The organism is Shewanella marinintestina (assembly GCF_023283845.1).
GTDB lineage: Bacteria > Pseudomonadota > Gammaproteobacteria > Enterobacterales > Shewanellaceae > Shewanella > Shewanella marinintestina.
In genome coordinates this window covers 55161-79350 of the sequence record NZ_JAKILC010000003.1, presented here as the reverse complement: position 1 = coordinate 79350, position 24190 = coordinate 55161, and the positions used below count along the sequence as shown (strand labels likewise).

The 24190-nt window shown below is 36.9% G+C and carries 21 protein-coding genes; 16 read left to right on the top strand and 5 right to left on the bottom strand.

The features are described from left to right. Positions 1 to 19: 19 nt before the first annotated feature. The 16 genes from L2747_RS04260 to L2747_RS04185 all read left to right on the top strand — a co-directional run bounded on the left by L2747_RS04260 (position 20) and on the right by L2747_RS04185 (position 15748). A complete protein-coding gene (locus L2747_RS04260; RefSeq protein ID WP_248997859.1) occupies positions 20 to 1018 on the top strand; it encodes a Wzz/FepE/Etk N-terminal domain-containing protein in 999 nt (332 codons plus the stop codon). A 208-nt stretch (positions 1019 to 1226) separates the two neighbouring features. Beyond that, complete coding sequence (gene rfbB / locus L2747_RS04255) at positions 1227 to 2342, top strand: dTDP-glucose 4,6-dehydratase (protein WP_248997858.1); 1116 nt, start codon at positions 1227 to 1229, stop codon at positions 2340 to 2342. After that, positions 2342 to 3229 carry a glucose-1-phosphate thymidylyltransferase RfbA gene (gene rfbA / locus L2747_RS04250; RefSeq protein ID WP_248997857.1) on the top strand — a complete coding sequence of 296 codons (888 nt, stop codon included), beginning with the start codon at positions 2342 to 2344 and terminating at the stop codon, positions 3227 to 3229. Before rfbB ends, rfbA begins: the two co-directional genes overlap by 1 nt. Continuing rightward, positions 3229 to 4110 carry a dTDP-4-dehydrorhamnose reductase gene (gene rfbD / locus L2747_RS04245; protein ID WP_248997856.1) on the top strand — a complete coding sequence of 294 codons (882 nt, stop codon included), beginning with the start codon at positions 3229 to 3231 and terminating at the stop codon, positions 4108 to 4110. Before rfbA ends, rfbD begins: the two co-directional genes overlap by 1 nt. 4 nt (positions 4111 to 4114) lie before the next feature. Continuing rightward, positions 4115 to 4660: a dTDP-4-dehydrorhamnose 3,5-epimerase gene (rfbC, locus tag L2747_RS04240; protein ID WP_248997855.1), complete on the top strand. Its 546-nt coding sequence runs from the start codon at positions 4115 to 4117 to the stop codon at positions 4658 to 4660. A gap of 62 nt (positions 4661 to 4722) precedes the next feature. Then, the gene (locus tag L2747_RS04235; protein ID WP_248997854.1) at positions 4723 to 5736 is read left to right on the top strand and encodes an ATP-grasp domain-containing protein; all 1014 of its coding nucleotides are present in this window, start codon (positions 4723 to 4725) and stop codon (positions 5734 to 5736) included. Next, positions 5733 to 6929: an oligosaccharide flippase family protein gene (locus tag L2747_RS04230; protein WP_248997853.1), complete on the top strand. Its 1197-nt coding sequence runs from the start codon at positions 5733 to 5735 to the stop codon at positions 6927 to 6929. The genes L2747_RS04235 and L2747_RS04230 overlap by 4 nt, the downstream gene beginning before the upstream one ends. A 13-nt stretch (positions 6930 to 6942) precedes the next feature. Further along, a complete protein-coding gene (locus L2747_RS04225; RefSeq protein WP_248997852.1) occupies positions 6943 to 7977 on the top strand; it encodes a glycosyltransferase family 4 protein in 1035 nt (344 codons plus the stop codon). A 23-nt stretch (positions 7978 to 8000) separates the two neighbouring features. Then, positions 8001 to 9161, top strand: a complete 1161-nt coding sequence (locus L2747_RS04220) for a hypothetical protein (RefSeq protein ID WP_248997851.1) — start codon at positions 8001 to 8003, stop codon at positions 9159 to 9161. 6 nt (positions 9162 to 9167) lie between these two features. Then, on the top strand, positions 9168 to 10016 hold the full coding sequence (locus L2747_RS04215; RefSeq protein ID WP_248997850.1) for a glycosyltransferase family 2 protein: 849 nt from the start codon (positions 9168 to 9170) through the stop codon (positions 10014 to 10016). Continuing rightward, positions 9982 to 10977 (top strand): acyltransferase family protein, encoded by a 996-nt coding sequence (locus L2747_RS04210; protein WP_248997849.1) that lies wholly within the window; start codon positions 9982 to 9984, stop codon positions 10975 to 10977. Before L2747_RS04215 ends, L2747_RS04210 begins: the two co-directional genes overlap by 35 nt. After that, positions 10978 to 11916 (top strand): glycosyltransferase, encoded by a 939-nt coding sequence (locus L2747_RS04205; RefSeq protein WP_248997848.1) that lies wholly within the window; start codon positions 10978 to 10980, stop codon positions 11914 to 11916. A gap of 79 nt (positions 11917 to 11995) precedes the next feature. After that, positions 11996 to 12901, top strand: coding sequence for an NAD-dependent epimerase/dehydratase family protein (locus L2747_RS04200; RefSeq protein WP_248997847.1), 906 nt, complete (start codon positions 11996 to 11998; stop codon positions 12899 to 12901). Continuing rightward, positions 12898 to 13449, top strand: coding sequence for a sugar transferase (locus tag L2747_RS04195; protein ID WP_248997846.1), 552 nt, complete (start codon positions 12898 to 12900; stop codon positions 13447 to 13449). The genes L2747_RS04200 and L2747_RS04195 overlap by 4 nt, the downstream gene beginning before the upstream one ends. 111 nt (positions 13450 to 13560) lie before the next feature. Next, positions 13561 to 14727 carry a nucleotide sugar dehydrogenase gene (locus L2747_RS04190; RefSeq protein WP_248997845.1) on the top strand — a complete coding sequence of 389 codons (1167 nt, stop codon included), beginning with the start codon at positions 13561 to 13563 and terminating at the stop codon, positions 14725 to 14727. 16 nt (positions 14728 to 14743) lie between these two features. Then, positions 14744 to 15748, top strand: coding sequence for an NAD-dependent epimerase (locus L2747_RS04185; protein WP_248997844.1), 1005 nt, complete (start codon positions 14744 to 14746; stop codon positions 15746 to 15748). 124 nt (positions 15749 to 15872) lie between these two features. Here L2747_RS04185 and L2747_RS04180 read toward each other — a convergent pair whose 3' ends face one another. The 5 genes from L2747_RS04180 to L2747_RS04160 form a co-directional block, all read right to left on the bottom strand. Then, entirely contained in the window at positions 15873 to 17039 is a 1167-nt protein-coding gene (locus L2747_RS04180) for an Arm DNA-binding domain-containing protein (protein ID WP_248997843.1), read from the bottom strand. Positions 17040 to 17455: 416 nt separating this feature from the next. Next, a complete protein-coding gene (locus L2747_RS04175) occupies positions 17456 to 18760 on the bottom strand; it encodes a hypothetical protein (protein WP_248997842.1) in 1305 nt (434 codons plus the stop codon). Further along, on the bottom strand, positions 18753 to 21653 hold the full coding sequence (locus tag L2747_RS04170; protein ID WP_248997841.1) for a site-specific integrase: 2901 nt from the start codon (positions 21651 to 21653) through the stop codon (positions 18753 to 18755). Before L2747_RS04170 ends, L2747_RS04175 begins: the two co-directional genes overlap by 8 nt. Beyond that, positions 21646 to 23250: a hypothetical protein gene (locus L2747_RS04165; RefSeq protein WP_248997840.1), complete on the bottom strand. Its 1605-nt coding sequence runs from the start codon at positions 23248 to 23250 to the stop codon at positions 21646 to 21648. The genes L2747_RS04170 and L2747_RS04165 overlap by 8 nt, the downstream gene beginning before the upstream one ends. A gap of 13 nt (positions 23251 to 23263) precedes the next feature. Continuing rightward, entirely contained in the window at positions 23264 to 23737 is a 474-nt protein-coding gene (locus tag L2747_RS04160; RefSeq protein WP_248997839.1) for a hypothetical protein, read from the bottom strand. Positions 23738 to 24190: the final 453 nt, after the last annotated feature.

Sequence of the window (24190 nt, the reverse complement as noted above, 5' to 3'; positions counted from 1 at the left end):
GGCCTAGGACCTTTATATAATGAATAAAGATATACAACAAACAAACACTGACGCCCAGTTCCCACATATGAACCCCGTTCATAATCAGTCGGCAGACGACGAAATCGATTTGCGCGAACTCTTTTCCGTCATCTGGCAAGGAAAGTGGTTAATTATTGCAATAACAGCTGTTTTTGCAATTGGCTCTGTTATTTTTGCTTTATCACAACCAAATACATATAAATCAGTGGCTTTACTTGCACCGGCAAGTGAAGAACAAGGCGGTGGTCTTAGTGCTTTAGCAGGCCAGTTTGGTGGTTTAGCAAGTATGGCGGGTATTAACCTTGGTGCAGGTGGTGGCGTTGATAAAACCCAAATGGCGATTGAGGTGATAAAATCGCGCCAATTTGCGAGTAACTTTATCAAATCTCATAATATCCTGCCTGACTTAATGGCTGCTGAAGAGTGGAATATGTCAGCTGATACGCTAAATTACGATGCTGAAATCTATAACTCAGAAACTAAAACCTGGGTACGTGAAGTTAAAGCGCCGTTTAAACCTGAACCTTCAATGCAAGAGGCTTACAAAGAGTTTAGTAAAGCTATTTCTGTTAACTCTGCTAAAGATACAGGTATGGTAACTATATCAGTAGAGCATTTGTCTCCTAGTGTTGCTCAACAATGGGTAGATTGGTTAATTTTAGACATCAACAAAGTGATGAAAGATCGTGATGTTGCCGAGGCCATTCGGAGTAGTGAGTTCCTTAATAAGCAGATAGCGCTTACAAACGTCGCAGATATCCGTTCAATCCTTTACAAACTAATTGAAGAGCAAGCAAAAACAATTATGTTTGCTGAAGTACGTGACGAGTATGTTTTTAAAACAATTGACCCAGCATTAGTACCAGAAGAAAAAGCCGGCCCTAAACGAGCATTAATATGTGTGCTGGGTACTATGTTAGGCGGCATGTTAGCTGTAATGATTGTTTTAATAAGACATTTCGTTAGAAAAGAAGACGAGCTAGGACCTAGGACCTAGGACCTTCTGTTTGCCTATTGGGACTGTTTAAAGAAAAACAGCGAAACCCTTGCCTTACATGGGATAGCGACATATCGACTGTCTCAAAATGGATTAAAAGTGTCTCAGTTTGATTCTACAGGCTGAGATCGGAAAGTGTGATTATTCAATTCACAACGTCTAAATTAAACTTGTTTTTAGACAAGTAATACATCTTGGAAATATAAAAATGAAAATTTTAGTCACTGGTGGAGCGGGTTTCATCGGCTCTGCTGTCGTGCGTCATATCATCAATAATACACAAGATAGTGTTATCAATGTCGATAAATTAACTTACGCTGGTAACCTCGAATCTTTATCAAGTATTGAGTCAAATGAACGTTATGTGTTCGAACAAGTTGATATTTGTGACCGCGCCGAATTAGACAGAGTTTTCGCACAATGCAATCCTGACGCTGTTATGCATTTAGCTGCAGAGTCACATGTTGATCGCTCAATCACTGGCCCAGCAGATTTCATCCAGACTAATATCGTGGGCACCTATACGCTTCTTGAAGCGACAAGAGCGTATTGGAACACATTATCTGAAGATGCTAAGAAAGCATTTCGTTTTCATCATATTTCTACCGATGAAGTTTACGGCGACCTACCGCACCCTGACGATATAGAAGGTGGTACAGAGCCCTCAGCGAATAAACCGCTACCGCTATTTACCGAATCTACATCATACGAACCTTCGAGCCCTTACTCTGCATCTAAGGCTAGTTCTGACCATCTTGTTCGCGCTTGGCTTAGAACCTATGGCTTACCAACGATTGTAACTAACTGTTCAAATAACTATGGCCCATATCATTTCCCGGAAAAGCTTATTCCATTAGTTATTTTAAATGCACTAGAAGGAAAGCCATTGCCTATTTACGGTAAAGGCGATCAAATCCGTGATTGGTTATATGTTGAAGATCACGCTAGAGCACTTTATAAAGTCGTTACAGAAGGTGTCGTAGGTGAAACCTACAATATTGGTGGCCATAACGAAAAGCAGAACTTAGAAGTAGTGCAAACTATTTGCTCAATTTTGGATTCTCTAGTGCCAAAAGAAGCTCAGTACAAAGAGCAAATAACCTATGTAACAGATAGACCTGGCCACGACAGACGCTATGCGATTGATTCAAGCAAAATGCAGCGTGAGCTTGGCTGGACGCCAGTAGAAACATTTGAAACTGGTCTTAAGAAGACTATTCAATGGTATTTAACTAATCAAGAATGGTGTCAACACGTGCAAGATGGTAGTTATCAACGTGAACGTCTAGGTGTAGAGTCACTGACGACAAAGGAAGAAGTGTAATGAAAGGTATAGTATTAGCCGGTGGCAGTGGTACTCGTTTATACCCATTAACACGTGGTGTATCGAAACAGCTTCTTCCAATTTATGATAAACCTATGGTCTTTTATCCAATATCTACATTAATGTTGGCTGGCATTAAAGATATTTTAATCATCACAACTCCTGAAGATAATGCAGGCTTTAAGCGTTTATTAGGCGATGGATCTGATTTTGGTATTAACCTTGAGTATGCTATCCAGCTAAGTCCTGATGGCTTAGCTCAAGCGTTTATCATAGGTGAAGAGTTTATTGGTGATGACAGCGTTTGCTTAGTGCTTGGCGATAACATTTTCTATGGCCAGTCTTTTTCAAACACCCTGAGAAATGCAGCTTCGCGTGAGACAGGAGCAACCGTTTTTGGCTACCAAGTGAAAGATCCCGAGCGTTTTGGTGTGGTTGAGTTCAATGAAGATATGAAAGCGGTATCAATTGAAGAAAAGCCCGAAACACCAAAATCAAATTATGCTGTTACAGGCCTGTATTTCTACGACAATCGCGTTGTTGAAATGGCAAAACAAGTCAAACCTTCTCATCGTGGTGAACTTGAAATAACCACGTTAAATGAAATGTACCTTGATGATGGCTTATTGAACGTCGAATTATTAGGTCGTGGTTTTGCTTGGCTAGATACTGGTACTCATGAAAGCCTTCATGAAGCCTCTTCTTTTGTTCAAACCATTGAAAATGTTCAAGGTCTAAAAGTTGCCTGTCTAGAAGAAATTGCATGGCGTAATGGCTGGCTGAGTGATGAGCAAGTATTAGCATTTGCAAAGCCTATGATGAAGAATGAATACGGTCAGTATTTGACTCGTTTAGTGATTGAGAACCGGAAAAAGGCTGTGAGTTAATGCGTGTACTAATTACAGGATGTCATGGGCAAGTAGGCTGTAGCCTTACAGAGCAATTAACTAAGGACGCTAATACCGAAGTATTAGCGCTTGATAGAGACAGCCTTGATATTACCAATCAACAAGCAGTAAAAGCTGCGGTTGCTGAATTTCAACCTACGATCATTATCAATGCTGCAGCACATACCGCAGTTGATAAAGCAGAAGAGGAAGTCGAGCTTTCTTATGCTATTAACCGTGATGGACCAAAATATCTCGCACAGGCAGCGCAAGACGTAGGGGCTGCAATACTCCATATATCAACTGATTATGTCTTTGAAGGCAATAAACTTGGTGAGTATGCTGAAAGTGACACTACAAACCCACAAGGTGTTTATGGTGAAAGTAAGTTAGCTGGTGAAGTTGAAGTAGCAGAAGCGTGTGGTAAACACATTATTCTCCGTACTGCTTGGGTATTTGGTGAAAACGGCAATAACTTTGTTAAAACAATACTGCGTTTAGGTGCAACTAGAGATACATTGAATATTGTTGGAGACCAATTTGGTGGCCCAACATATGCTGGTGATATTGCTAGTGCATTAATTCAAATCGCTAAACGCATTATTCAAGGCGATGCAATTGAATATGGTGTTTATCATTATTCTGGTTTGCCTCATGTCAGTTGGTATGAATTTGCAGAGGCTATTTTTAGTATAGCAGTTGATAAAGGTGCGATTACCAAAAAGCCTAGCTTAAGTAGCATCACAACCGAGCAATACCCAACACCAGCAAAGCGACCAAGTAACTCCTGCTTAAATACCGACAAAATCACTCGTGTATTCGCAGTCGAAGCGAGTGATTGGAAAGTAGCATTAGCCAATATTCAAGTGTATACAGGATAAGAACGTGAAAGTCATAGATACCAGAATTCCAGATGTTAAAATTATAGAGCCAAGTGTATTTGGCGATGAGCGTGGTTTCTTCATGGAAACCTGGAATCAAAATAAATTCGAAGAATTAGTGACTGGTAAACCAACACAATTTGTGCAAGACAATCATTCCAAATCTAAGAAGGGAATCTTGCGTGGTTTACATTACCAGATGGAAAATACTCAAGGGAAACTTGTTCGTGTAGTTTCTGGAGAGGTGTTTGATGTTGCTGTTGATATCAGAAAGGGCTCACCAACATTTGGTCAATGGGTCGGAGAGTACCTTTCTGCTGACAATAAGCGACAACTATGGATACCGGAAGGCTTTGCACATGGTTTTTATGTTACTAGTGAGGAAGCTGAATTTGTATACAAGTGTACCGATTATTACAACCCTAAAGCAGAAGTTTCTATAGCGTGGAATGATTCTTCTATAAATATTCTCTGGCCTATTAGCTTTCCTCCACTTCTATCCGAAAAAGATAAATCAGGATGTAGATTATCGGATGTTGTTAAAATATAAAGGTTTAAGTGTAAGAGTTTAATAGCTCCTTAGCTTTTTGTCCTACAGTTTGGATTTTATTGATGATGAAGAAAATTTTACTTGTAACTGGAAATGATGGACATTTCGCACAGAAAAAGTTCCCTTGGCAGTCTTTAGATGTTGTGAATATGAAAGAAAGGCTGGTTGAACTTGGTTATGATGTTGAGATAATGACTTTTCAGGTTTTACAAAAAACAAAATTTAATGAGTTCGGAAACTATATTGTATACACAAGTTCCCAAAAGATTGAATTGAAAAAATACATCGAGGATACAATGTATTTTTTTGATAGAGATAATACATTAATTCCGTCATATGAAGCATTAAAAGCACACGATAATAAAGGCTTCCAAGTTTATATGGCAAAAAAGTACGGTTTCAATCTTATTGAGTCAAACTACTTCTCTGATTACCAAGAAGTAACAGATATACGAGATTACCCCATAGTATTCAAATTTGCTAACGGAGCGTCATCTCAGGGAGTAAGACTTATTAAAGTATTTGAAGATTTGAAAAAGAGTGTATTTTTCATTGATTCAATAAGCCAAAACATAGTTAGATTGAAAAGGAAGCTGAAGGAGCTTGTTTTTAAAGCTCGATTTGATAAGCAGTGGCACGAGTATATATCTTATGGTGAATCTCGGTTCGTTTTACAGTCATTTGTTAAGGACCTTGATTGTGATTATAAGGTTTTAATTTTTGGTAAAAAGTATTATATTTTAAAAAGGTTTATTCAAGACAATGATTTTAGAGCTAGTGGCAGTGGCTTGCATAGTTTAGAAATTGGTAGTGATATTATTGCTGTATTGGACGAAGCTAAAGCATTTACAGAGAAATATTCTTCTCATGTATACTCATTAGATATTTGTGTTAGTAACCAAGAAGCTAAAGTGATTGAATTTCAATTTACTCATGTCGGACCTGTAACACTAACTGATTCAAATTGTTATTATATAAGTAAAAATGACAATTGGGAAAAGATAGAAGGTAAGAGTAATTTGGAACAAGAGTATTGTAATGCAATTGATATTTATATAAATAGAGTTAGTAAGTGAAAAGCATAATATCAAATTTTTTTAGTTTAAGTATGATCAATGTGATAGGTATGATAATACCTATTTTGTTGATCCCTTATCTAACGAGAACTATTGGATTAGAGCTACTCGCTGTTGTTCTTTTAGTTAACACTGTTGTACAGTTTGGTATAATAGTGACAGACTACAGTTTTAATATTACTGGGACCAGATATGTAGCAGCAAACAAAGAGAATATTTCATTAGTTTTAAATGAGTATGCAATTATTCAAAGAGTGAAGTTGATAATTTCTATTTTTTATATATTTTTATCAAGCTCTTTTCTATTTTTCTATCTAGATGTCAATATTGTCGTTATCACTTCAAGCATTGCATTTGGCGTTATCGGAAACTATTTTTTAGCTGTTTGGTACTATCAAGGGTTGTCTGAACTCAAGGTAATTGCTTTAATCGCAAGTATTTCAAAACTGATATTCTTTCTTTTTGTGATTTTATTTGTTAATGATAAAAGTAATATAAATTTGTTAATTATATCTTATAACCTACCTCTGTTTATACTTAGTAGTGGATTTTATTTGATGTGTATGTATAAGCCTACTAGGCGAATACAAATAACTTTACCTGCTTTGTATTCAAAATTTGTCAATGGGTTTAATGTCTTTTCTGGTGATTTCGCTCCTAATTTATATAATAATATTCCATCAATAGCGTTAGGCGCTGCAACTGGAGGGGTGACTTATACCTATTATGCTGTAGCGACAAGGGTTACTAATGCCTTTGTAGGGTTTCAACATGTTCTATCTAGATCAATATTTCCTACGATTGTTGGTGGAGGTAAGGCCGGATTAGGTGTTTCTATAAAGCTTAATATTATTTTAATACTTCCATTCCTCTTAGCTATAGGCTTATTTTCTGAAGACATTGTATTATTTTTTCTTGGGGAAAACTCAACAGAAGCTGTTTTTTACCTGCAAGTATTAACCGTTAGTGTATGTTTTAATGCTGTGATTAATATAATTAATCAAGGCTATCTATTACCTAACAATAAAGACAAAGTATTTAGAAATATATCAGTAACCGTCTCAGTCGTGTCAGCTTTGTTAGGCATATTACTAATTTACTTGTTTGGTATATCAGGTTTGGTTTACACACAGTTGTTAGCACGCTCGTTACTCGCTATTTCAACTATTTTATATTTAAAGTTTGAAAGATAATTAAGGTTAGACAATGGTAGGGTACTTTTTACATAATTTTAGTGGATATAGCGGAGCTTCAAAGCAGGCTAAGCTGTTAGCTGAAAATATCGAACATGAAGTCGTTTTTTTTAACTTTGGAGATAGAGTAGAAAATAATCCTAAAGTAGTTAATGTCCCAAGTTCTTTTTTCATACAATTTTTTTATATTATATATTACGTTTTAAAATTTAAGGTTAATACTTTCCATTTTCATGGTTCATTTAATATCCCACTAGTTATTTCGTTTTTATTAAAGAAAAGAGTTATATTGAAAACGACATTACTTGGTGATGATGACTTTGATACTTTTTCTGCAAAGCGTAACTGGACTATCAAATTCTTCTTCATAAAAAACATCTATAAAAACATAACATTGTCTAGGAAAGTTTATGAAATAAATTCTAAATACCTACCTGAACAAAAAATACTGTTAATACCTAATGGTGTTAGTATAGGTCCTTGCGTAGATCTTGACAGCAAGGAAACCAATTCATTCTGTTTTGTTGGTCTTGTTTGTAAAAGAAAAAGAACATTTGAAAGTATAGAGTATTTTTTACAAAACTTTGCGCACTTGCCTGATGCAAAATTTTATATAGTTGGACCTTATAAAAATGTGGTAAATAATTCTGAATTTTCTCAAGAATATGTTGATCGGTGTATACAACTTGTTGAATCTTCAGAGCATAAAAATAAGATAAGGTTTCTAGGCCATGTTGAGCCTAGTGAAGCTCAGAATGTAATGAAGAGGTGTAAGGCTTTATTATTTTTCTCTAGTAAAGAAGGTATGCCAAACGTTGTATTAGAGTCTTTGGCACAAAACTGTGTACCTATTACAAATTGGTTAGATGGTGTTTCTGCTGAAATTTTCGAAAATAAAATTAGTGGTTTTATCATTAATTCACAAGAGGAATGTATTGATATCTCAGATATTGATTTAATGGTGTCTAAGAGAAAACCTCATGAATTAATGAAAGATAAGTTTGATATAAAAGTTGTTGCAAAGAGTTATAATGAACTTTATTTGTAGATTTTAAATATAAAGAGGTTAGAGTGGTTTTAATTTCAATAGGTTCGCTCATTTTTTTTGTATTGCTTCTTTATTTGTATGCTAGGATATCGTTATCATTATCTTTAGTTATAGTGTCTTGCTTTTCTATATGTACCTTTTCTGGTGTAGTTTCATCTTCTGGTTTTATATTTTATCTTTTTTCCATTATAATATTTGTTTTATTCAATCGTATCTCATTTAAAAAAGATCTTTTGATTTTGTTTTTTATGTTTTTGCTTTTTCTTTTACCTATTTTGTTTTTGTCTCTTAATAATGGTGCCAGTGAAGTAAAAAGCTTTCTTAAATTTTTTCAGTCGGTCGTTGCAATTTTTGGTCTAGTGTTTATTTCTAGGGCAAATATTTCAATCTCTCAAGTTCAAATGGAAAGAATTTGCATTTCTTTTATTGTTGTTAATGTTGTATTTGGGCTTGTATTTCATTTATTGTTTAATGTTTATGATTTAGGGCTTATTCGTTTCAGTGGTATATTCTTTGATTCTAATTATTATGGGTTATATTGCCTTCTCTTGTATTTTTCGTTGGATCTATTTTTCAAAATTAATAGATTGCTGAAGCTTATATTGGCTTTAATGGTACTTTCTAGCTTATCATTTAGTATCCTCTTGATATTTGTAATGTATATAATACTGTCTCAAAAATGTCCTAAGTTTTTGATGAATCCTTTTGCGTTTTTCTCCGCTTTAGTCTCCAGTATGATCTGTTATTTAACATTGATGTTGGCAATGAAAAAATTGTCTAACGAGGCTGTAAGTAATCAATTTATATTTTATAAGTTGAGTTCCTTGTCTCATCGCTTGTCAGCGCAGTTTGACGCACTTGACATTTTAACATTAAAACATGCATTTTTTTCAGGGATGGGCAGTGGCCGGAATTTAGAACTAACAGGGAGAGCGTTACATCATTCATTTTTACAAATGATTTTCAGTCATGGGATTATTTACTATTTACTAATGATTTCAATTCTAACTTTATCATTAAAAGGGTTAGATAATACACTTCTAATAACTAGAAAGTATTATGCTATTTTTTATTGTTTGTTAGTTGCATGTTTTGTCTTAGACCCTTATGCAACTTTATTTTTTAATATAGTTGCATTATTGTTCTACGCAATTAAATCGAACACCGTTTTAGCAAGAGGATAGTAATAGATGTATTTTTCGTTGATATTACCAACTCTGGGAAGGAAGAAAGACTTAATTAGGTTTGTTAGTTCCCTTCGTTTTGCAGCAGAAAAAGTTGATAATAAACTAGAATTGATTGTGATAGATCAAAATGACAAATCATTTGAATTAAAGGAAGTTTTGGAAAGTCTACATTGTAGTTTCGATATAATCTATATTCACTCAGATATTAAAGGGTTATCGTACAATAGAAACTTGGGCTTGAAAGTATGCAAAGGTAAGTATATAGCTTTTCCCGATGACGACTGCACTTATTACCCTGATACTCTAAAAGTCGTCCTTGATATTTTGAATTCTGGATCAAATATAGATTTTATAGCTGGCCAGATTGTTGATATTAAAACTAATCAGAAGATTATAAAAAATTGGCCTGATGTAATAAAAAACATTAGCTTTCTTAACTACTACTTTTTATCTTCATCTATTACTATTTTTGCTAAATTTGATAAAAATGATTCCTTTGACGTAACATTGGGAGCGGGAGGGCAATTTGGATCTTGCGAAGACCCTGACTTTCTTTATACAAAGCTACTGAAAGGAAAGAAAGGTATTTACTATCCATCAGTTAAAGTTTGGCATCCAATACCTGACTTTGGTTCAATAGATAACGTTAAGGTTTTTAATTATGCAAGTGGCTTTGGTTATTTTATAAGAAAAAACATTTCAATAATTAATTTTTTGTTTTTGTTGCTGTTACTATTTAAAAAATCTATGCAATTTATTTTTCTTAATAGTAAGTTTAAGGATGGTTATTTTTCAAATTACTTTAAAGGATTATGGCATGGGTTCAAAGGTTATGGCATTAAAAAGAAATAATAATTTTGATATTTTACGACATTTCTTTGCTTTTTGTGTTGTATGGCATCATTACTTGGTCTTGAATAACGTTGAGTTTTATTTTCCACTGTTTGAGCTATTTAATTCTGATGTTGCAGTTAAATCATTTTTTTTCATAAGTGGAGTGCTAATTTGGGATAGTGCTCTTAGGACGGAAAACGTAAAAACTTATTTTTTAAAAAGATTAACTCGTATCTATCCTGCACTATTGTTAGTTTTAAGTGTTTGTAGCCTGATATTTTTATTTATGGGGGCAGAACCGTTAAATGTAGCTAGCTACTTTTCTTTTAGTTCTGTTTTTCTAACCTTTCTCCAACCATGTGTCAACGGAATTTTTGATAATAATATTATCTGTGCTGTTAATGGCTCTCTTTGGACGTTAAAGTTGGAAGTGGCGTTTTACATTATAATTGCTTTTGCAGTTTACTTTTTCAAAAGTAAGCGTTTTCAATTTATAATGCTGCTTTCGTTAATATCGCTTACGCTCGATATTGCATATTCATTTGGCATCCTCGATAACGTTCCTTTTATATCGCAATTGTCAAATCAAATTTTCTTTAAGTTATATTACTTTGGGGCTGGTGTTTTTTATTATAACTATAAGGAGTATATAGGAGGTAAAGTTTTAGCTTCAATTCTTTTGCTATCTTTTTTGCTACAAGTATTTTTTGAACTATCAATATTCAGTACTTTTCTTTTTGTTTTTTCTATTGTTATTATTCTAGCTTTTTACACCCCTTATTTTAATATTTCTAAGTTTGGTGATATTTCTTATGGGATGTATATATTTCATTTTCCGCTTGTACAGTTTTTAGTGCTTTTTGAAGTTTCATCAGGAGATAAAGCTATTGATTTTTTATTGTTTTTTTTAGTGTTAGTTTTCATTTCAAAAATGTCTTGGGAATATGTAGAAAAAAAATGTTTATATAGGTCAAAATAAATGAGTACTAATAAAGTTGCAGTTTTAATGGCTGCATATAACGGGCAAGACTTTATTGAAGAGCAAATAGAATCAATTTTATTGCAAAAGAACATATCGTTAAGACTATTCATAAGTTTAGACCGATCTGTTGATGGTACTTACGATATCATTACTAAATATATATCTAAATACCCAGAGGTAATTTCAATTTTACCTTATGGAGAGCGCTTTGGGTCTGCATGTAATAACTTTATTCGGCTAATAAAAGATGCTGCAGTAGATGACTTTGAGTATGATTTTATTGCATTTTGTGATCAAGATGATATTTGGGAAGAAGACAAACTGTCTAATGGTGTGAAATCCTTGTTGGATAATTATTGTGATGGCTATTCATCGAATGTTACAGCGTTTTGGCCGGATGGTCGAACAGCGTTAGTTAAAAAGGCCTATAATCAAACCGAGTATGACTACTTATTCGAGGCCCCAGGACCGGGTTGCACCTTTGTATTAAAAAAGGAGCTATTCGTATCAATTAGAGATTTTATCAAAAAAAATATTGATAAAATCGATAGTATGTGGATGCATGATTGGTTTTGTTATTCTTTCGCAAGATATAACGGTTTTAAGTGGCATATAGATAATAAACCTTCAATGAATTATCGCCAACATGAGTCAAACGTTGTTGGTGCCAATCATGGAGTTGGTAGTTTGGTTACTCGTGCGAAAATTGTGGTTTCTGGTGAAGCTTTTGATAAGGTTATCCAGCAAGCTGTTTTGTTGGAACAGCAAAATGAAAAACCGGTCAAGCTTTTGTTATCTGGTAGTCGTATCTCCTTTTTAAAGCTATTTTTAATTTCTTTTAAATTGAGGCGTAACCCTTTACATAAACTTTATATGGGAACTATATTTTTACTATTCATTTTTATTGGCTATAAAAATAAAACTGTTTTTAACTAAAATAAGTTATCTTTTTTCTTGATTAGCTTGAGATTAAATTATGTTTTTATCGCATGAGATCAAACTTTAAGGTGGTGTTGTGAGCATTTTGATAACTGGTTCATCTGGCTTTATTGGTAGGAATTTTCCTTCTAGTACTGACAAAAAACTTAAATATGTAGTTCGTTCAAATAAAAATAATGATAGTGATAATTTCTTTATAGCGAACTTGGACCGTTTTACATGTTGGGATGGGGCTTTTGACGGTGTTGATTCTATAATTCACCTCGCGGGATTAGCACACTCTAAAGGTTTTTCTGAACAAGATTATTTAGATGTAAATGTTGAAGGAAGTCTACATTTGGCTAGAGAAGCCGCGAGATCGGGAGTTAAACGTTTCGTGTTTGTGAGTTCGATTTTGGTTAATAATATCGATAATACAATGTTACAAGACGGTTTAGACGCTCACGGTAATAGTCCATATATAACTTCAAAGCTTTTAGCGGAAAGAGGCTTAAAGGAAGTTTCGTTAAAAACAGGTATGGAATTGGTCATTGTTAGGTCTGCTTTAGTTTATGGCGCTGATGCACCAGCAAATTTTGGTAGTCTTACTCGATTAGTCAAATTGCTACCATTATTACCATTTGGGGCTATATCAAATAAAAGGAGTTTTATAGCTGTTCAGAATCTTTCCGATTTGTTGCTAAAATGTGCCACTCATTCAAGCGCAAGCGGTAGGACTTTTTTAGCATCTGACTGTCGAACTGTATCTATGAAAGAATTTACAACAGCAATAGCTCATGGTTTGAACAAATCGGCTTTTCAAGTACCGATACCTGTACCTATTTTGCGTAAACTTGCCCAGTTCTTCGGTAAATCAAATATGTTAGAACAAGTATTGATGGATTTTGAAATTGACTCTTCCGATCTTTACAACGTTTTAGGTTGGAAGCCTCCTTATACGATGGAGCAGGCAATGGCTTCACTTTCAGAGAGTAAAAAATGATTCGTTTAATAGATTTTCTAGCAGCCTTCTGTGGATTGCTATTGCTGTGGCCTGTCTTACTTATTGTTACTATTATCGGTATGTTCGATACTGGTTCACCAATTTTTGTACAGACTCGTGTTGGTCGAAATAAAAAGCCATTTAAATTGATTAAGTTCCGTACTATGTCTGTTGAAACAAAATCAGTTGCTAGTCACTTAGCCAGTAATGCGTCAATTACAAAGTTAGGTAATTTTTTACGTAAAACTAAGATTGATGAATTACCGCAATTAATTAATGTGGTTAAAGGTGAAATGAGTTTGGTTGGTCCTCGACCGAACTTATTTAATCAAGAAGAGTTAATTAAAGAGCGTGATGTGTTAGGGGTTTACGATGTTTTACCTGGCGTTACAGGTTTAGCTCAAGTTCAAAACATTGATATGTCTATGCCCGCTTTGTTAGCAAAAACTGACAAGCAGATGATTGATAGCCTAAATGTTAAAGATTATTTTAAGTACATTATGATGACAGTTACCGGCAGTGGTTCTGGTGATGCGGTAAAAAAATAGTTTTTAATGTGACTATTCAGTTATCTATTTCTCCTCGATTAAGTTTTGCTCTTTAATATCTGCTTTGGCAGTTTTGGAACGTTTTTAAATTAAAGGTTTAGACAAATAAATATGAAAATTGCTATTGCTGGTACAGGTTATGTTGGTTTATCAAATGCGATGCTACTCTCGCAACATAACGACGTTGTTGCCATAGACATTATCGAAGAAAAAGTCGATATGTTGAATGATGGTATTTCACCAATTGTAGATGATGAGATAACTGATTTTCTTCAAAATCATGCGCTTTCATTTACTGCAACTTTAGATAAAGAATTTGCGTATAAAAATGCAGAGTATGTAATTATCGCAACGCCTACAGATTACGACGTTCAAACAAATTTCTTTAATACATCATCTATTGAAGCTGTGATTAAAGATGTAATGATGATTAACCCTCAAGCGATAATGGTTATTAAATCAACCGTACCAGTTGGTTACACAAGCCGAATTGCAGACGAGTTAGGTTGCAGTAACTTGATCTTCTCGCCCGAGTTTTTACGCGAGGGTAGGGCGCTTTATGATAACCTTTACCCTTCACGTATTATTGTTGGCGAACAAAGTGAGCGAGCTAAAATTTTTGCGAACTTACTAGTTCAAGGCGCAATTAAAGAAAATATTGATGTTTTATTTACAGACTCTACTGAAGCTGAAGCTATCAAGTTGTTTTCTAACACTTATCTAGCGCTTCGTGTTGCCTACTTTAATGAGTTAGACACCTACGCTGAATCTCATGGCTTGAATTCTCGTCAAATTATTGAGGGAGTTGGTTTAGATCCCCGTATTGGTAACCATTACAATAACCCTTCATTTGGTTATGGTGGTTACTGCTTACCTAAAGATACGAAGCAGTTACGTGCAAACTACTCAGACGTACCGAATAACATCATCGGTGCAATCGTTGACTCAAATACTACTCGTAAGGATTTTATAGCGGATGCAATTTTAAAGCGCGAACCTAAAATCGTTGGTATTTACCGTTTAATTATGAAAACTGGGTCAGATAACTTCAGGGCATCGAGTATTCAGGGGATTATGAAACGCCTGAAAGCTAAAGGAATTCAAGTAGTGGTATTTGAGCCAGTGATTGAAGAAGACCACTTTTTCCACTCTGAAGTTATAAAATCGCTAGAAGACTTTAAAGCTATGTCAGATGTTATTGTATCTAATCGCATGGTTGATGAAATCAGAGATGTAAGTGATAAGGTGTATACTCGTGACCTTTTCGGTTCAGATTAGTTTTTGAGGTAATGATATGAAGTATTTGGTCACTGGTGCAGCTGGATTTATTGGTAGTGCAGTTGTTGAAAAACTAGTAGCAAACGGGCATGAGATAGTTGGTATTGATAATATTAACGATTATTACGACCCTGCTTTAAAATATGCACGTTTAAAACGTATTGAGCACAAAAGCTTTCGGTTAGTTGAATTAGATATTGCCGATAGAGAGTCTGTAAGTCAATTATTTAAAACTGAAAGCTTTGATCGTGTTATTCACTTAGCCGCACAAGCCGGCGTTCGATACTCTATTGAAAATCCACACGCTTATGCTGATTCGAATTTAGTTGGCCATTTGAATATTCTAGAAGGCTGTAGGAATACAAAAGTTCAACACCTTGTTTATGCCTCATCTAGTTCGGTATATGGTTTGAATAGTAAGACGCCATTTGCTACTTCAGATAGCGTTGACCACCCTGTTTCGCTTTACGCTGCAACTAAAAAGTCTAATGAGTTGATGGCGCATAGCTATTCTCACCTTTACGATATTCCTACGACAGGTCTTAGATTTTTTACCGTATATGGTAGCTGGGGACGGCCAGATATGGCACCGTTTATCTTTACCAAAAAGATCCTAGATGGCGAAACTATTGACATCAATAATAATGGTGACATGTGGCGTGACTTTACTCATGTAGATGATATTGTTGAAGGTGTTGTGCGCATAGCAGATGTCATTCCAAATAGAGATGCATCTTGGACTGTTGAGGCAGGTTCTCCAGCAACGAGTTCTGCACCTTATGCTGTGTATAATATAGGCCATGGCTCTCCAATTAACTTAATGGGTTTCGTTAAAGCCATTGAAGAAGAGCTGGGAATAGAAGCTAAGAAGAACTTCCGAGAAATGCAGCCTGGGGATGTTTATCAGACCTATGCTGATGTTGAGGATTTATTTGAAGCAACTGGCTATAAGCCTAAAGTTGGTGTTAAAGAAGGCGTTGCTGAATTCATTCGGTGGTATCGAGAGTTTTATAACAAGTAAGCTTTAATTACATCACATTGAAAAATGCTATTCACATTGAAGGTGAATAGCATTTATTTTTTGAAACAATACTTAATTATTATCGAGCATACAGCTCCGTACTCACTCTCGATAGTAAGTAGTGCTAATTAAGTCCGTTTTCCCTCATCAACGAATCAAAAGCCTTACCGTCCGTTCTAGAAGCATTAGCTACATAAGGTGCATACACATCAAATAGCAAGCGAGTATCGCTGTGGCCTAGCATCTGTGACACATACAGCGGATTTTCGTGTGCCGCTATATGCAAAACGGCTGCCGTATGGCGTGTTTCGTACGGTCGTCGTAGTTTTAACCCTGCCTTTTTAAGCGTTGGATACCAGAGCTTTCTACTCACATAGTGGGTTTCTAATGGTGTGCCAGACGGTCCGATAAACACAAAGTTTGAATCCGATTGGCTTGCATCTTTTAGCCGCTTAAATGCTTCATACACCGACTCACACATCTTCAATTCTCTACGCGATTTAGGCGTTTTAACATCACATGTTTCACCATTGACCCAGTTTTGTCTAATCCGGATTAAACGGTGGTCAAAATCGATATGCTGCCATTCCAATCCATGTACTTCACAGCTTCTCATCCCAGTCCAAAAGCGGACGATAAAGTAATCTTTCCACTGTTTCGGCACGTGAGTTAAAAATTGTCTAACCTCATCAATAGTCATTGGGTGTGATTCTGCTTTTTCTTCTTTGAGAGAGCGATAGCGCCTCAATGAATAATCAAATTTACATTCTTCGGCAGCAAGGCTCACTATCGCCACTAACGGCCACAGAATGTTATTGATGCGCCTATTCGATAACAGTCGTGAACCATCTTTTTTCTCGCCTTCCATTAATGTCTGACGAAAAAAGTCAACTTGCGATAAAGTGACTTCGTTGATCAAAGTATTGCCAAACTGTGGGATTAAGTATTTATCCAGTGTATTACGCACAGTATCGCGGTAACTATTTTTCCATTTGGCTTTTTGTCGTTCAAACCATTGATTAGCAAAGGTATCAAAAAATGGATATTGGCGGTCGGGATATTTATCTCGTTGGAGCTTTTCAAACTTGGCGACTTTTTTACTTTTTGGAAAGTAATCACGGTATTGAAAACTGCCTAAATCAATTTCAGCATTCATTTGCTTGAGGGTGGCTTTGGCACTAGCGAGGTTTTTAGGTGTGGCCATGAGTTTAGTGCCTTCACGAAAGCGGCAGCCATAGAGGTGTAAGTCGAACTGAATACGCCCATTGGGGCGAATACGAATATGAGCCATAGTGGCCTCCATTGATTGCAGATCGTTAAATAGATCTGTCCCTTACCAATGGAATTCGTTAGAATTTGCCCATCGGCTGGGGTGGGTTAATAGTCGTCGCAGCCGGTACGGGGTAGGGTGGTTGCCGCCACTCTGCCCCAACTGCTTTTTATAGGTTAACTTAGTTTCTACTTCTCGCTTATCAATCGCGTTTGCCTGTTTCGCTTGTTAAACACGCTTTCTCAAAGTAAAAGCTAACCAATCATACTTATTTTGTTACTTTCCTTTCCTTCATTGCTAATGACCAATATTGCTTAAAATAGGACTATTGGTTAAAAATACATGTATTACTATAGCTGTAACTGTATATTTGTCCAGTTGTCACATTTCTATTCATTACTTTTCATGGCCATGGACTCTTCCGTAGAGTAGCCATACTACATGTCCTCAAAACCATACAACTCAAGCTGCTTTTCTGTTTGGGGTATGTCTGTATTTTCTGCCTGTGTTTCTGTTAGATAGTCCCGTTTTAGTTGTATAGCAGTCTCTATGTTATTGCTTTCTGCTTCGATTGAGATTTTTGCAAAAGGAAGGGCTTCTTTGGAATTGATGTAAAATTCAAAAAATCGTTCTCCTTTCTTATTCTGAGTTATCACCAATTTCACTTGCGAGCCGTTAGTTTTGCGACATTTTCCGGTATCAATGAGATCTTTCGTATCAAAACGATATAAGTGGTCTTCATTATTTTTTACTGCCTGACCGAATATTTGTCGACAAAGATTATTGCCGGATAATCCTGCAGTGACAAATAGTTCACTGTTGTGGACCAACATGAAAGCTTCTGGGTTTTTCTTTATTTCGATGTATTTTTGATGAGACCTAACCTCGGCGATAAGAGATAGGTAATCAATGACTAAAGCGACTTCAACCATTGGCTTCTCCGGCACGCGCTTGTAAAAGTCAATCAGCCCTGCAATAGAAGATGTCACCGTTTCTTCAGGCGTACTGATGGTCACTATTTCCCCTTCTTGAGCAATAGAGATTGTTGGTGAATCAGTCTGTTTAATCAGCCGTTGTAGCTGAGCTAAAACAGGTTGATTTAATGCCATAGGAAGGGGGATAGAAGAATTTTCTGGCATAGGTTTGGTTGTTATTTTACCGGCACGTTGAATTCGGATCTCTTGCTCCCTATCGTCGAACTGTATGTATTCAAACGGTGTTGATTCCTCAGCCTCCTTGCTCAATTGTTTTAAATCGGTTGTCAATACCTCGTGTAAGGCACGTTGCTTCACTGCTTCCATATACTCAATGTGATTTTTGTGTATGGGAAGAGTGGCAAACTGGCGCAGGGCCCGGTATCTCGGTTGCATGAGTTCAGGTTGGCTTAACGAACTTTCGATGTGAGTTGCTTGAATGTAGCAGCCCTTTGAAGACTTTAGCTTAAATTGCAATGCGTAACTGTTGTGTTTTGATAGTGCTTGATTCGTAGCTATGACTGATTTAATTGATTGACTAAAAAAGTCACCTGGTAAAGCGAATTCGGCCTGTTTGAATCGATGCCCTTTGGTTAATGGCTGAGTAATCAGGGTATAGTCCGGTGATGAGCCACCTATCCAGGTTATCGCCTTGTCTTTTGGCGATATGATCACACTAACGCAATAGTCGGATTTTGTACTATTCAATTGCTTTGTCATAGCAGCAAATGAATCAAGCTTTTCGGTTGGGATAATAAGATTACTCATAAGTGCCTCTGCTATTTTGAAGGTGATTTAAAAATGGGTGGAAATGCTGCAGGAGTTTCTGGTTCGCGTTTGATGTCGCAGTCAATATGATGCTAAGGAAACTGTTGCCATCTGATTGTTTTGAAGATTTAACAGTCTCTCCTGGCTTGGCATAATGTTGATGTAGGAGAGTTAATTGACGCGCTTTGTTGGTTTTTCGATTGATAGTCAATTCAAATGACAGTGATAGCCACTGCCACTGAGGTTGTCGAAAAGTGGCTTTTATCAGTTTTGCATTTTTTACATTGCACGCTAGCTTCACTCGAAGATAATCTGCCTTTTGCTTACTGGTACTGATTTCAATCAGTGGCAGGTTGCGGAGCGCAGTGATCTGTTGTTTAGCAAACTTTTGATGACCATGTTTACCCGAATGCTGCCAAACATGACTTAGGGCTGCCCAGTCTGTAGCACTTGCTTTTTGCATTTGTAGGAATAGATAGCGGATGAAGTCAGGGGATTGAACACCTTGTAGGTTGCCTAACCAGAGTTGAACGTATGATGGATTCACATTGTCGCTCAATTGAGGGGAGCACGCTTGTTGGTGATCGCTATCAGCTCGTTCGCGATTAAATAACCAAGACTTTATCATCGACTCACTGAGGCTAATTGGTATTTTTTGGCGCTGACTTGCAGTTCTATCTCGATAGAGCTTGTTGAGTGAGGCTAATTGACGCGATAGATCATTCGAGGTTGCTGAGAGCTGTAATAGATAGCGTAACTCTGAGTGGCAAAAGTCTCGTTGCTGATGTTCACCATGGCCTAGGCGATAGAAAGGGTAGAACCAGTCCATACCATGAAGGTATGACCAACGGGTTGTGGCGAAATATTCATGACCAATTTGCCGTCCTATCTCATCAAGCAATAAGTTGTCATTGCATTGTTCAAAAGAATTACCTTCTAACCAGTAGCTAAATCGCAATTGAATCGTTTCTGGGGCTAATAGGATTTGTAGTGTGTGATCTTGAGTCGTTTCATTAGCTGATAGTCTATAGGCTAAGTGAAGCCCTTGCAGCAGAAACAAATGAATACCACCGTGCCTAAGGTGATGAAATCGGGCTTTTTTTCCAGCTACAGCTTTAAGGGCTTTAGTGATTGGGAGGAGATAATGTAATTGCCTTGAGTTGATATTTTCATTGTTAAAGCCGAACAATGGCACATTATGTGCCGATGATTGTTTAATCTTGATAAGGATCCGTACCAGTTTTGCAAATTTTTCAGGTATAACGGTATGTATCGTCCTTGATTTTCTATTTTTTGTCTGCCCATCTTGGGTTTTGGTGATTGTTAGATAAAAAAGTTCTTTGTGCTCTGGGTGAAAGTGAATATCACTCATTCGTAAACGTAAAATCTCTCCACGCCGTAGCATGGCAAAGTAACTGAGTATGCAGCTAACCGCACAAAATAGACGTTGTAGAAGATGGCCCTTAGGTTGCGCTAGTAATGACTCAACGATCTCTGTCAAATCTGTTAATGAAATTTGGTAGGGGTCAACACTCGGACGAGTTGTTGGTGCGTCAAATTCAGATATATCAAAATGATCTGTTAATGAGTGTTGGCACATGTAGCGATAAAAATAATGAATGACTTGTCGATGAGTATCACTTTCGAGCGAGTTATAAAGTCTGTGAGCCCATTGCTGCAGCAATACACTATCAATTGCATGATCATAAGGCAGTGGGTAAGATTCCAATAATATTTCTATCCGAGTATATTTTGTGAGTGTCGCGTCACTTAATTTTGATTTTTTGACGCCGCCAAAACGGATCCGTTCTAACGTATAGAAATACAGCATTGTTGGCAGGATATTATGCGACTTCCAAGCCGGTGGAGTGGTATCTGCAAGGCGATTACGCATTTTGTTCATCAGTAATTCGCGATTTGGCCAGTACGTCTTTTTTGATTGTTGATTTAATGACTCAAACCACTTGTCATCCCAATCGCGTTGATAAATGCTGGCCAGGGCTTTGTGTTTTTGCTTAGCGTCAATCAATTGTTTATTAAACGCTACATGCCTTTCGGGATCACTGATGTCTTTCAAAAACTGCGGGACTACGTTATCTCGATAATACCAAAGGCTTTGAAAACATCGAAACCACTCTCTTGATGATAATGCTGGAAGTGAAAATGGCGGTTCAGCGGTAAATCGGTTGATTTGTCGCGATAGTTTGTAGGCAGTAGTCGGTTTGAATTGTTGCTGTTGATACTCTTTTAGAACATGGAAGACAAAGAGCGGTAAATGATAGCGGGTAAATAGTGTTTCTTCGTGTCGACGACATAGACGACCAAGGTGTATCACGTCGAGATGAATGTTAGTTCCTATTCTTTTTATGCCATCTAGATCATTGATGATACTGCTTAGGTATTGCATAGAAAACGGTGCAACTTCCATTGCAATAACCAGTGCAACGAATTCAACGGATATGGTCGGCCGATGTTTTAAAAAATAACCTTTATACTCATCGTAGGCATGCTTGAGCGCCGAGGCTTGACTGGCGAACCCATTTAAGCGATCAAACCATTGTAGATCTTTGTCGACTAATACGGATTTTTTTTTATTGGGAATAGTCCACTGACACTCATCGTGTAGATAGCACAGTAATTCGGATAGAGCACATCGATAGCGTTTTTGTTTACCTGTTGGAACAATCCTAATGTTTTTATTGATTTTACGGAGATCAAACTCGGTGATTTGACGCTCAGCGTCTGTAGCATAGACCGTATTTTGAACGGCAGGTTGTTCACTCCAATGTTCAATAATCCATTGTAATGTAGATTTTTCTGAGCATGTTTCACCTCTTCGTAGATAAAACTCTACGATATCTGCAGCCTTTAAATTGTGTAGCTTATTAGACATAACAAACCTCCATTAATTTAAAGCGGGTGGGTAAACTGTTTAGGTGGAGTTTTAATGGGGCTAAACCTACCGGGAGTAGGTGATCACTACCGAAGTGCTCACCAAACTCCGAGTGACCCATTAAACGATCAATCTGACTGACTGAGAGTTTGACTGGCTCAATACTCGTGAGGGCACATTGAGCAAAGACATGGCGTAGCATGTAGGGTACTTTCCCCGGAAATCTAGCATGCATAAATTCTCTTAATAATTTTGCATTGAGTAATTTAGGTTGCCCACTATGATCATAAAGAAACCAAAGTGAATTGCCTTGGATTGATTTTGGGAGGTGTGTGATGAGTGATTTTTGCAGTTCTAGGTACTGGCATATCTGTTGGCTCATGTAATCGGATAGTATGATAGGGCGTAATCGACCTTTATCATTAACACAGGTTTGAGAGTGACTAAAACAGCGTTTTCGTTCTATTGATATGGCATGGGTTGGACGTGTGCCAGTGAGTAAAATGAATAGCAATGCGAGGTGATAGGTACACAGATTGTAGTAATCAATGTAAACACCGAGCTTTACATGGCCTGTGGGTTTTGAGCTCAATATTTCTTCATGCAGTATTTTAAAAAAATGACTTACCTCATGTTCGGCAATACCACGTTCACTGCCGATGTAAACCTTCTGATCTGCTTGTGTTGTCCAATTACGTTGATTACGTTTTCGGCGTAATTGGCTTATGCGTCCTTGTGCTTTCCACTCTTTAGGCATACTTCTGGCGGATCGTTTGCTGATGAGGTGAGGGCTGGCTTGTTTGTCAGCTGCCACTTTGCTATTTGAGTTTGGGGTATTAACCGAAAGCAAATGCCCCCAATTAAAAAGCCGTGCCTGACTTAAAAGTCTTTCGAGATATTCACCCTGGGCGATTAGGATTTTATACCTTAATCTGTCGCTGTCTTCTTGTTGGTAGGCGATCGCACTTTTATGATGGCGTCGATGTTCAGGCAGCAATACAGATTTTGCAACACTGGATAATTTATTATCCACACGAGTGCAATTTGCAAAGTAGCGAAAAAATATATCTTTTCTCGCACTAGCTCTGCCCTTTAGCTCACTTGAAATTAGCCATTTTTGACTTAATAGCTCAATGAGTCGCTGTTTTTCAATTTGAGTTAACCAAGGTGTTTTGTATGGCTGCGCGGCGATAAAAGGCTGGAATAGATGATTCAAATTCTCAGGTAACGGTTGCCACAGAAAGATAATCTCACCATTGCAACAGTAAGGGAGCGCATATTCTGCATAGGTTATACTGCCGTATTTTACTGTTCTAAAGCTGTGCGCTTGGCAATCATCACTGGCGCTGACTCTACAACAATCGGGGATCTTATATTGGAGATTGTTTTTAGTATCCCGTTTTTTATCTAGCTGGTTGGTCAGCCAAAGATATAAAATCACCACCAGAAATTTCGGTTGGTCAAGATCTTTAAATGCTGAACGTCTAAATTGATTGAATAATTTCACCAACGTTACAGTCATTTTGAATGCATCAGGTTTCACCCCTCCTGCATTACGTTGCCGATTCTGCTTGGCGATCGTATGTTGTTTACTCATGACTAATTTCTCCTCACTTGTTTGCTCTGATTGCAGAGGGAGAGATCTGAGCTAATTCACTAAATTGCTTTTTTGTTAGTACTGTCACACCGTGTGCCTTAGCTGTAAGCAATCGATGATGTAGCATTTGAGGCAGTCGCTTTTGCTCTTGGTACATTAACGCTGGTTTAATTAGGGCTAATGTGGTTAAAGTCGGCTCTGCATCCTTGTATATGAGCAAGGTCGCGGTTAATTTGTGGGAGTCACTATGAACGAGTAGTAAATCCAGCAATGGCATATCAACTAGTTGCTCATAGGTATCGGAACTAGAGTTGTGTACGACAGGGATTGGTGTGTTATCTAATAGACTCTGAATTTGTTCAATAGTGAGTATATTGATAGCTGGAAGTGCCGAAAGGCTTATAACATCACCGGAGAGTAATGTGATCAGTTTCGGATGGTGCTGCAATTGCACACTATTGAGTATGACTTTTTTTGATTTAGGCATCCTGCCCTCCTTAACAATCCGTGTTACTGTTCTGTTTGCACACTTGAGAACAATTTAGTTCTGAGGATCGACTCGTCCTTTTGTATTACTGTATATATATACATGAGCATATGTTGCGTGAGAAGTCAAAGTTATTATTTTTCAGCCAGATCCAATAACTAATATTTTCAACCTAGAATCAAAAAATAACGTTAATGCGAAGTATTTTAATGATGTATAAATGGCTAAATTTAAATATTGGTTTGTTTATTGTTATTAATTGCTTAACAACTGTCCCCTAGATTTAGCGCTAGCGTTTTCCCTAAAAAGGAAACTAGGCCTTTCTTTTTTGATGCTGCGCCTGAATGCAAATAGAAAAGTTAGAGGATGGAGAGTCAATCTAGGGGGAATGAATCTAGCTCAAATATAACCTGACAGAAACCAAGTTAAAAAGTGGGTAACCGTCAGGTATGA

Coding starts and splice junctions, on each gene's coding strand:
- L2747_RS04170 (WP_248997841.1), bottom strand. CDS start 21,653: ATGTCTAATAAGCTACACAATTTAAAGGCTGCAGATATCGTAGAGTTT.
- L2747_RS04195 (WP_248997846.1), top strand. CDS start 12,898: ATGATTCGTTTAATAGATTTTCTAGCAGCCTTCTGTGGATTGCTATTG.
- L2747_RS04180 (WP_248997843.1), bottom strand. CDS start 17,039: ATGGCTCATATTCGTATTCGCCCCAATGGGCGTATTCAGTTCGACTTA.
- rfbD (WP_248997856.1), top strand. CDS start 3,229: ATGCGTGTACTAATTACAGGATGTCATGGGCAAGTAGGCTGTAGCCTT.
- L2747_RS04205 (WP_248997848.1), top strand. CDS start 10,978: ATGAGTACTAATAAAGTTGCAGTTTTAATGGCTGCATATAACGGGCAA.
- L2747_RS04190 (WP_248997845.1), top strand. CDS start 13,561: ATGAAAATTGCTATTGCTGGTACAGGTTATGTTGGTTTATCAAATGCG.
- L2747_RS04210 (WP_248997849.1), top strand. CDS start 9,982: ATGGGTTCAAAGGTTATGGCATTAAAAAGAAATAATAATTTTGATATT.
- L2747_RS04185 (WP_248997844.1), top strand. CDS start 14,744: ATGAAGTATTTGGTCACTGGTGCAGCTGGATTTATTGGTAGTGCAGTT.
- L2747_RS04225 (WP_248997852.1), top strand. CDS start 6,943: ATGGTAGGGTACTTTTTACATAATTTTAGTGGATATAGCGGAGCTTCA.
- L2747_RS04260 (WP_248997859.1), top strand. CDS start 20: ATGAATAAAGATATACAACAAACAAACACTGACGCCCAGTTCCCACAT.
- L2747_RS04235 (WP_248997854.1), top strand. CDS start 4,723: ATGATGAAGAAAATTTTACTTGTAACTGGAAATGATGGACATTTCGCA.
- L2747_RS04215 (WP_248997850.1), top strand. CDS start 9,168: ATGTATTTTTCGTTGATATTACCAACTCTGGGAAGGAAGAAAGACTTA.
- L2747_RS04160 (WP_248997839.1), bottom strand. CDS start 23,737: ATGCCTAAATCAAAAAAAGTCATACTCAATAGTGTGCAATTGCAGCAC.
- rfbB (WP_248997858.1), top strand. CDS start 1,227: ATGAAAATTTTAGTCACTGGTGGAGCGGGTTTCATCGGCTCTGCTGTC.
- rfbA (WP_248997857.1), top strand. CDS start 2,342: ATGAAAGGTATAGTATTAGCCGGTGGCAGTGGTACTCGTTTATACCCA.
- L2747_RS04175 (WP_248997842.1), bottom strand. CDS start 18,760: ATGAGTAATCTTATTATCCCAACCGAAAAGCTTGATTCATTTGCTGCT.
- L2747_RS04165 (WP_248997840.1), bottom strand. CDS start 23,250: ATGAGTAAACAACATACGATCGCCAAGCAGAATCGGCAACGTAATGCA.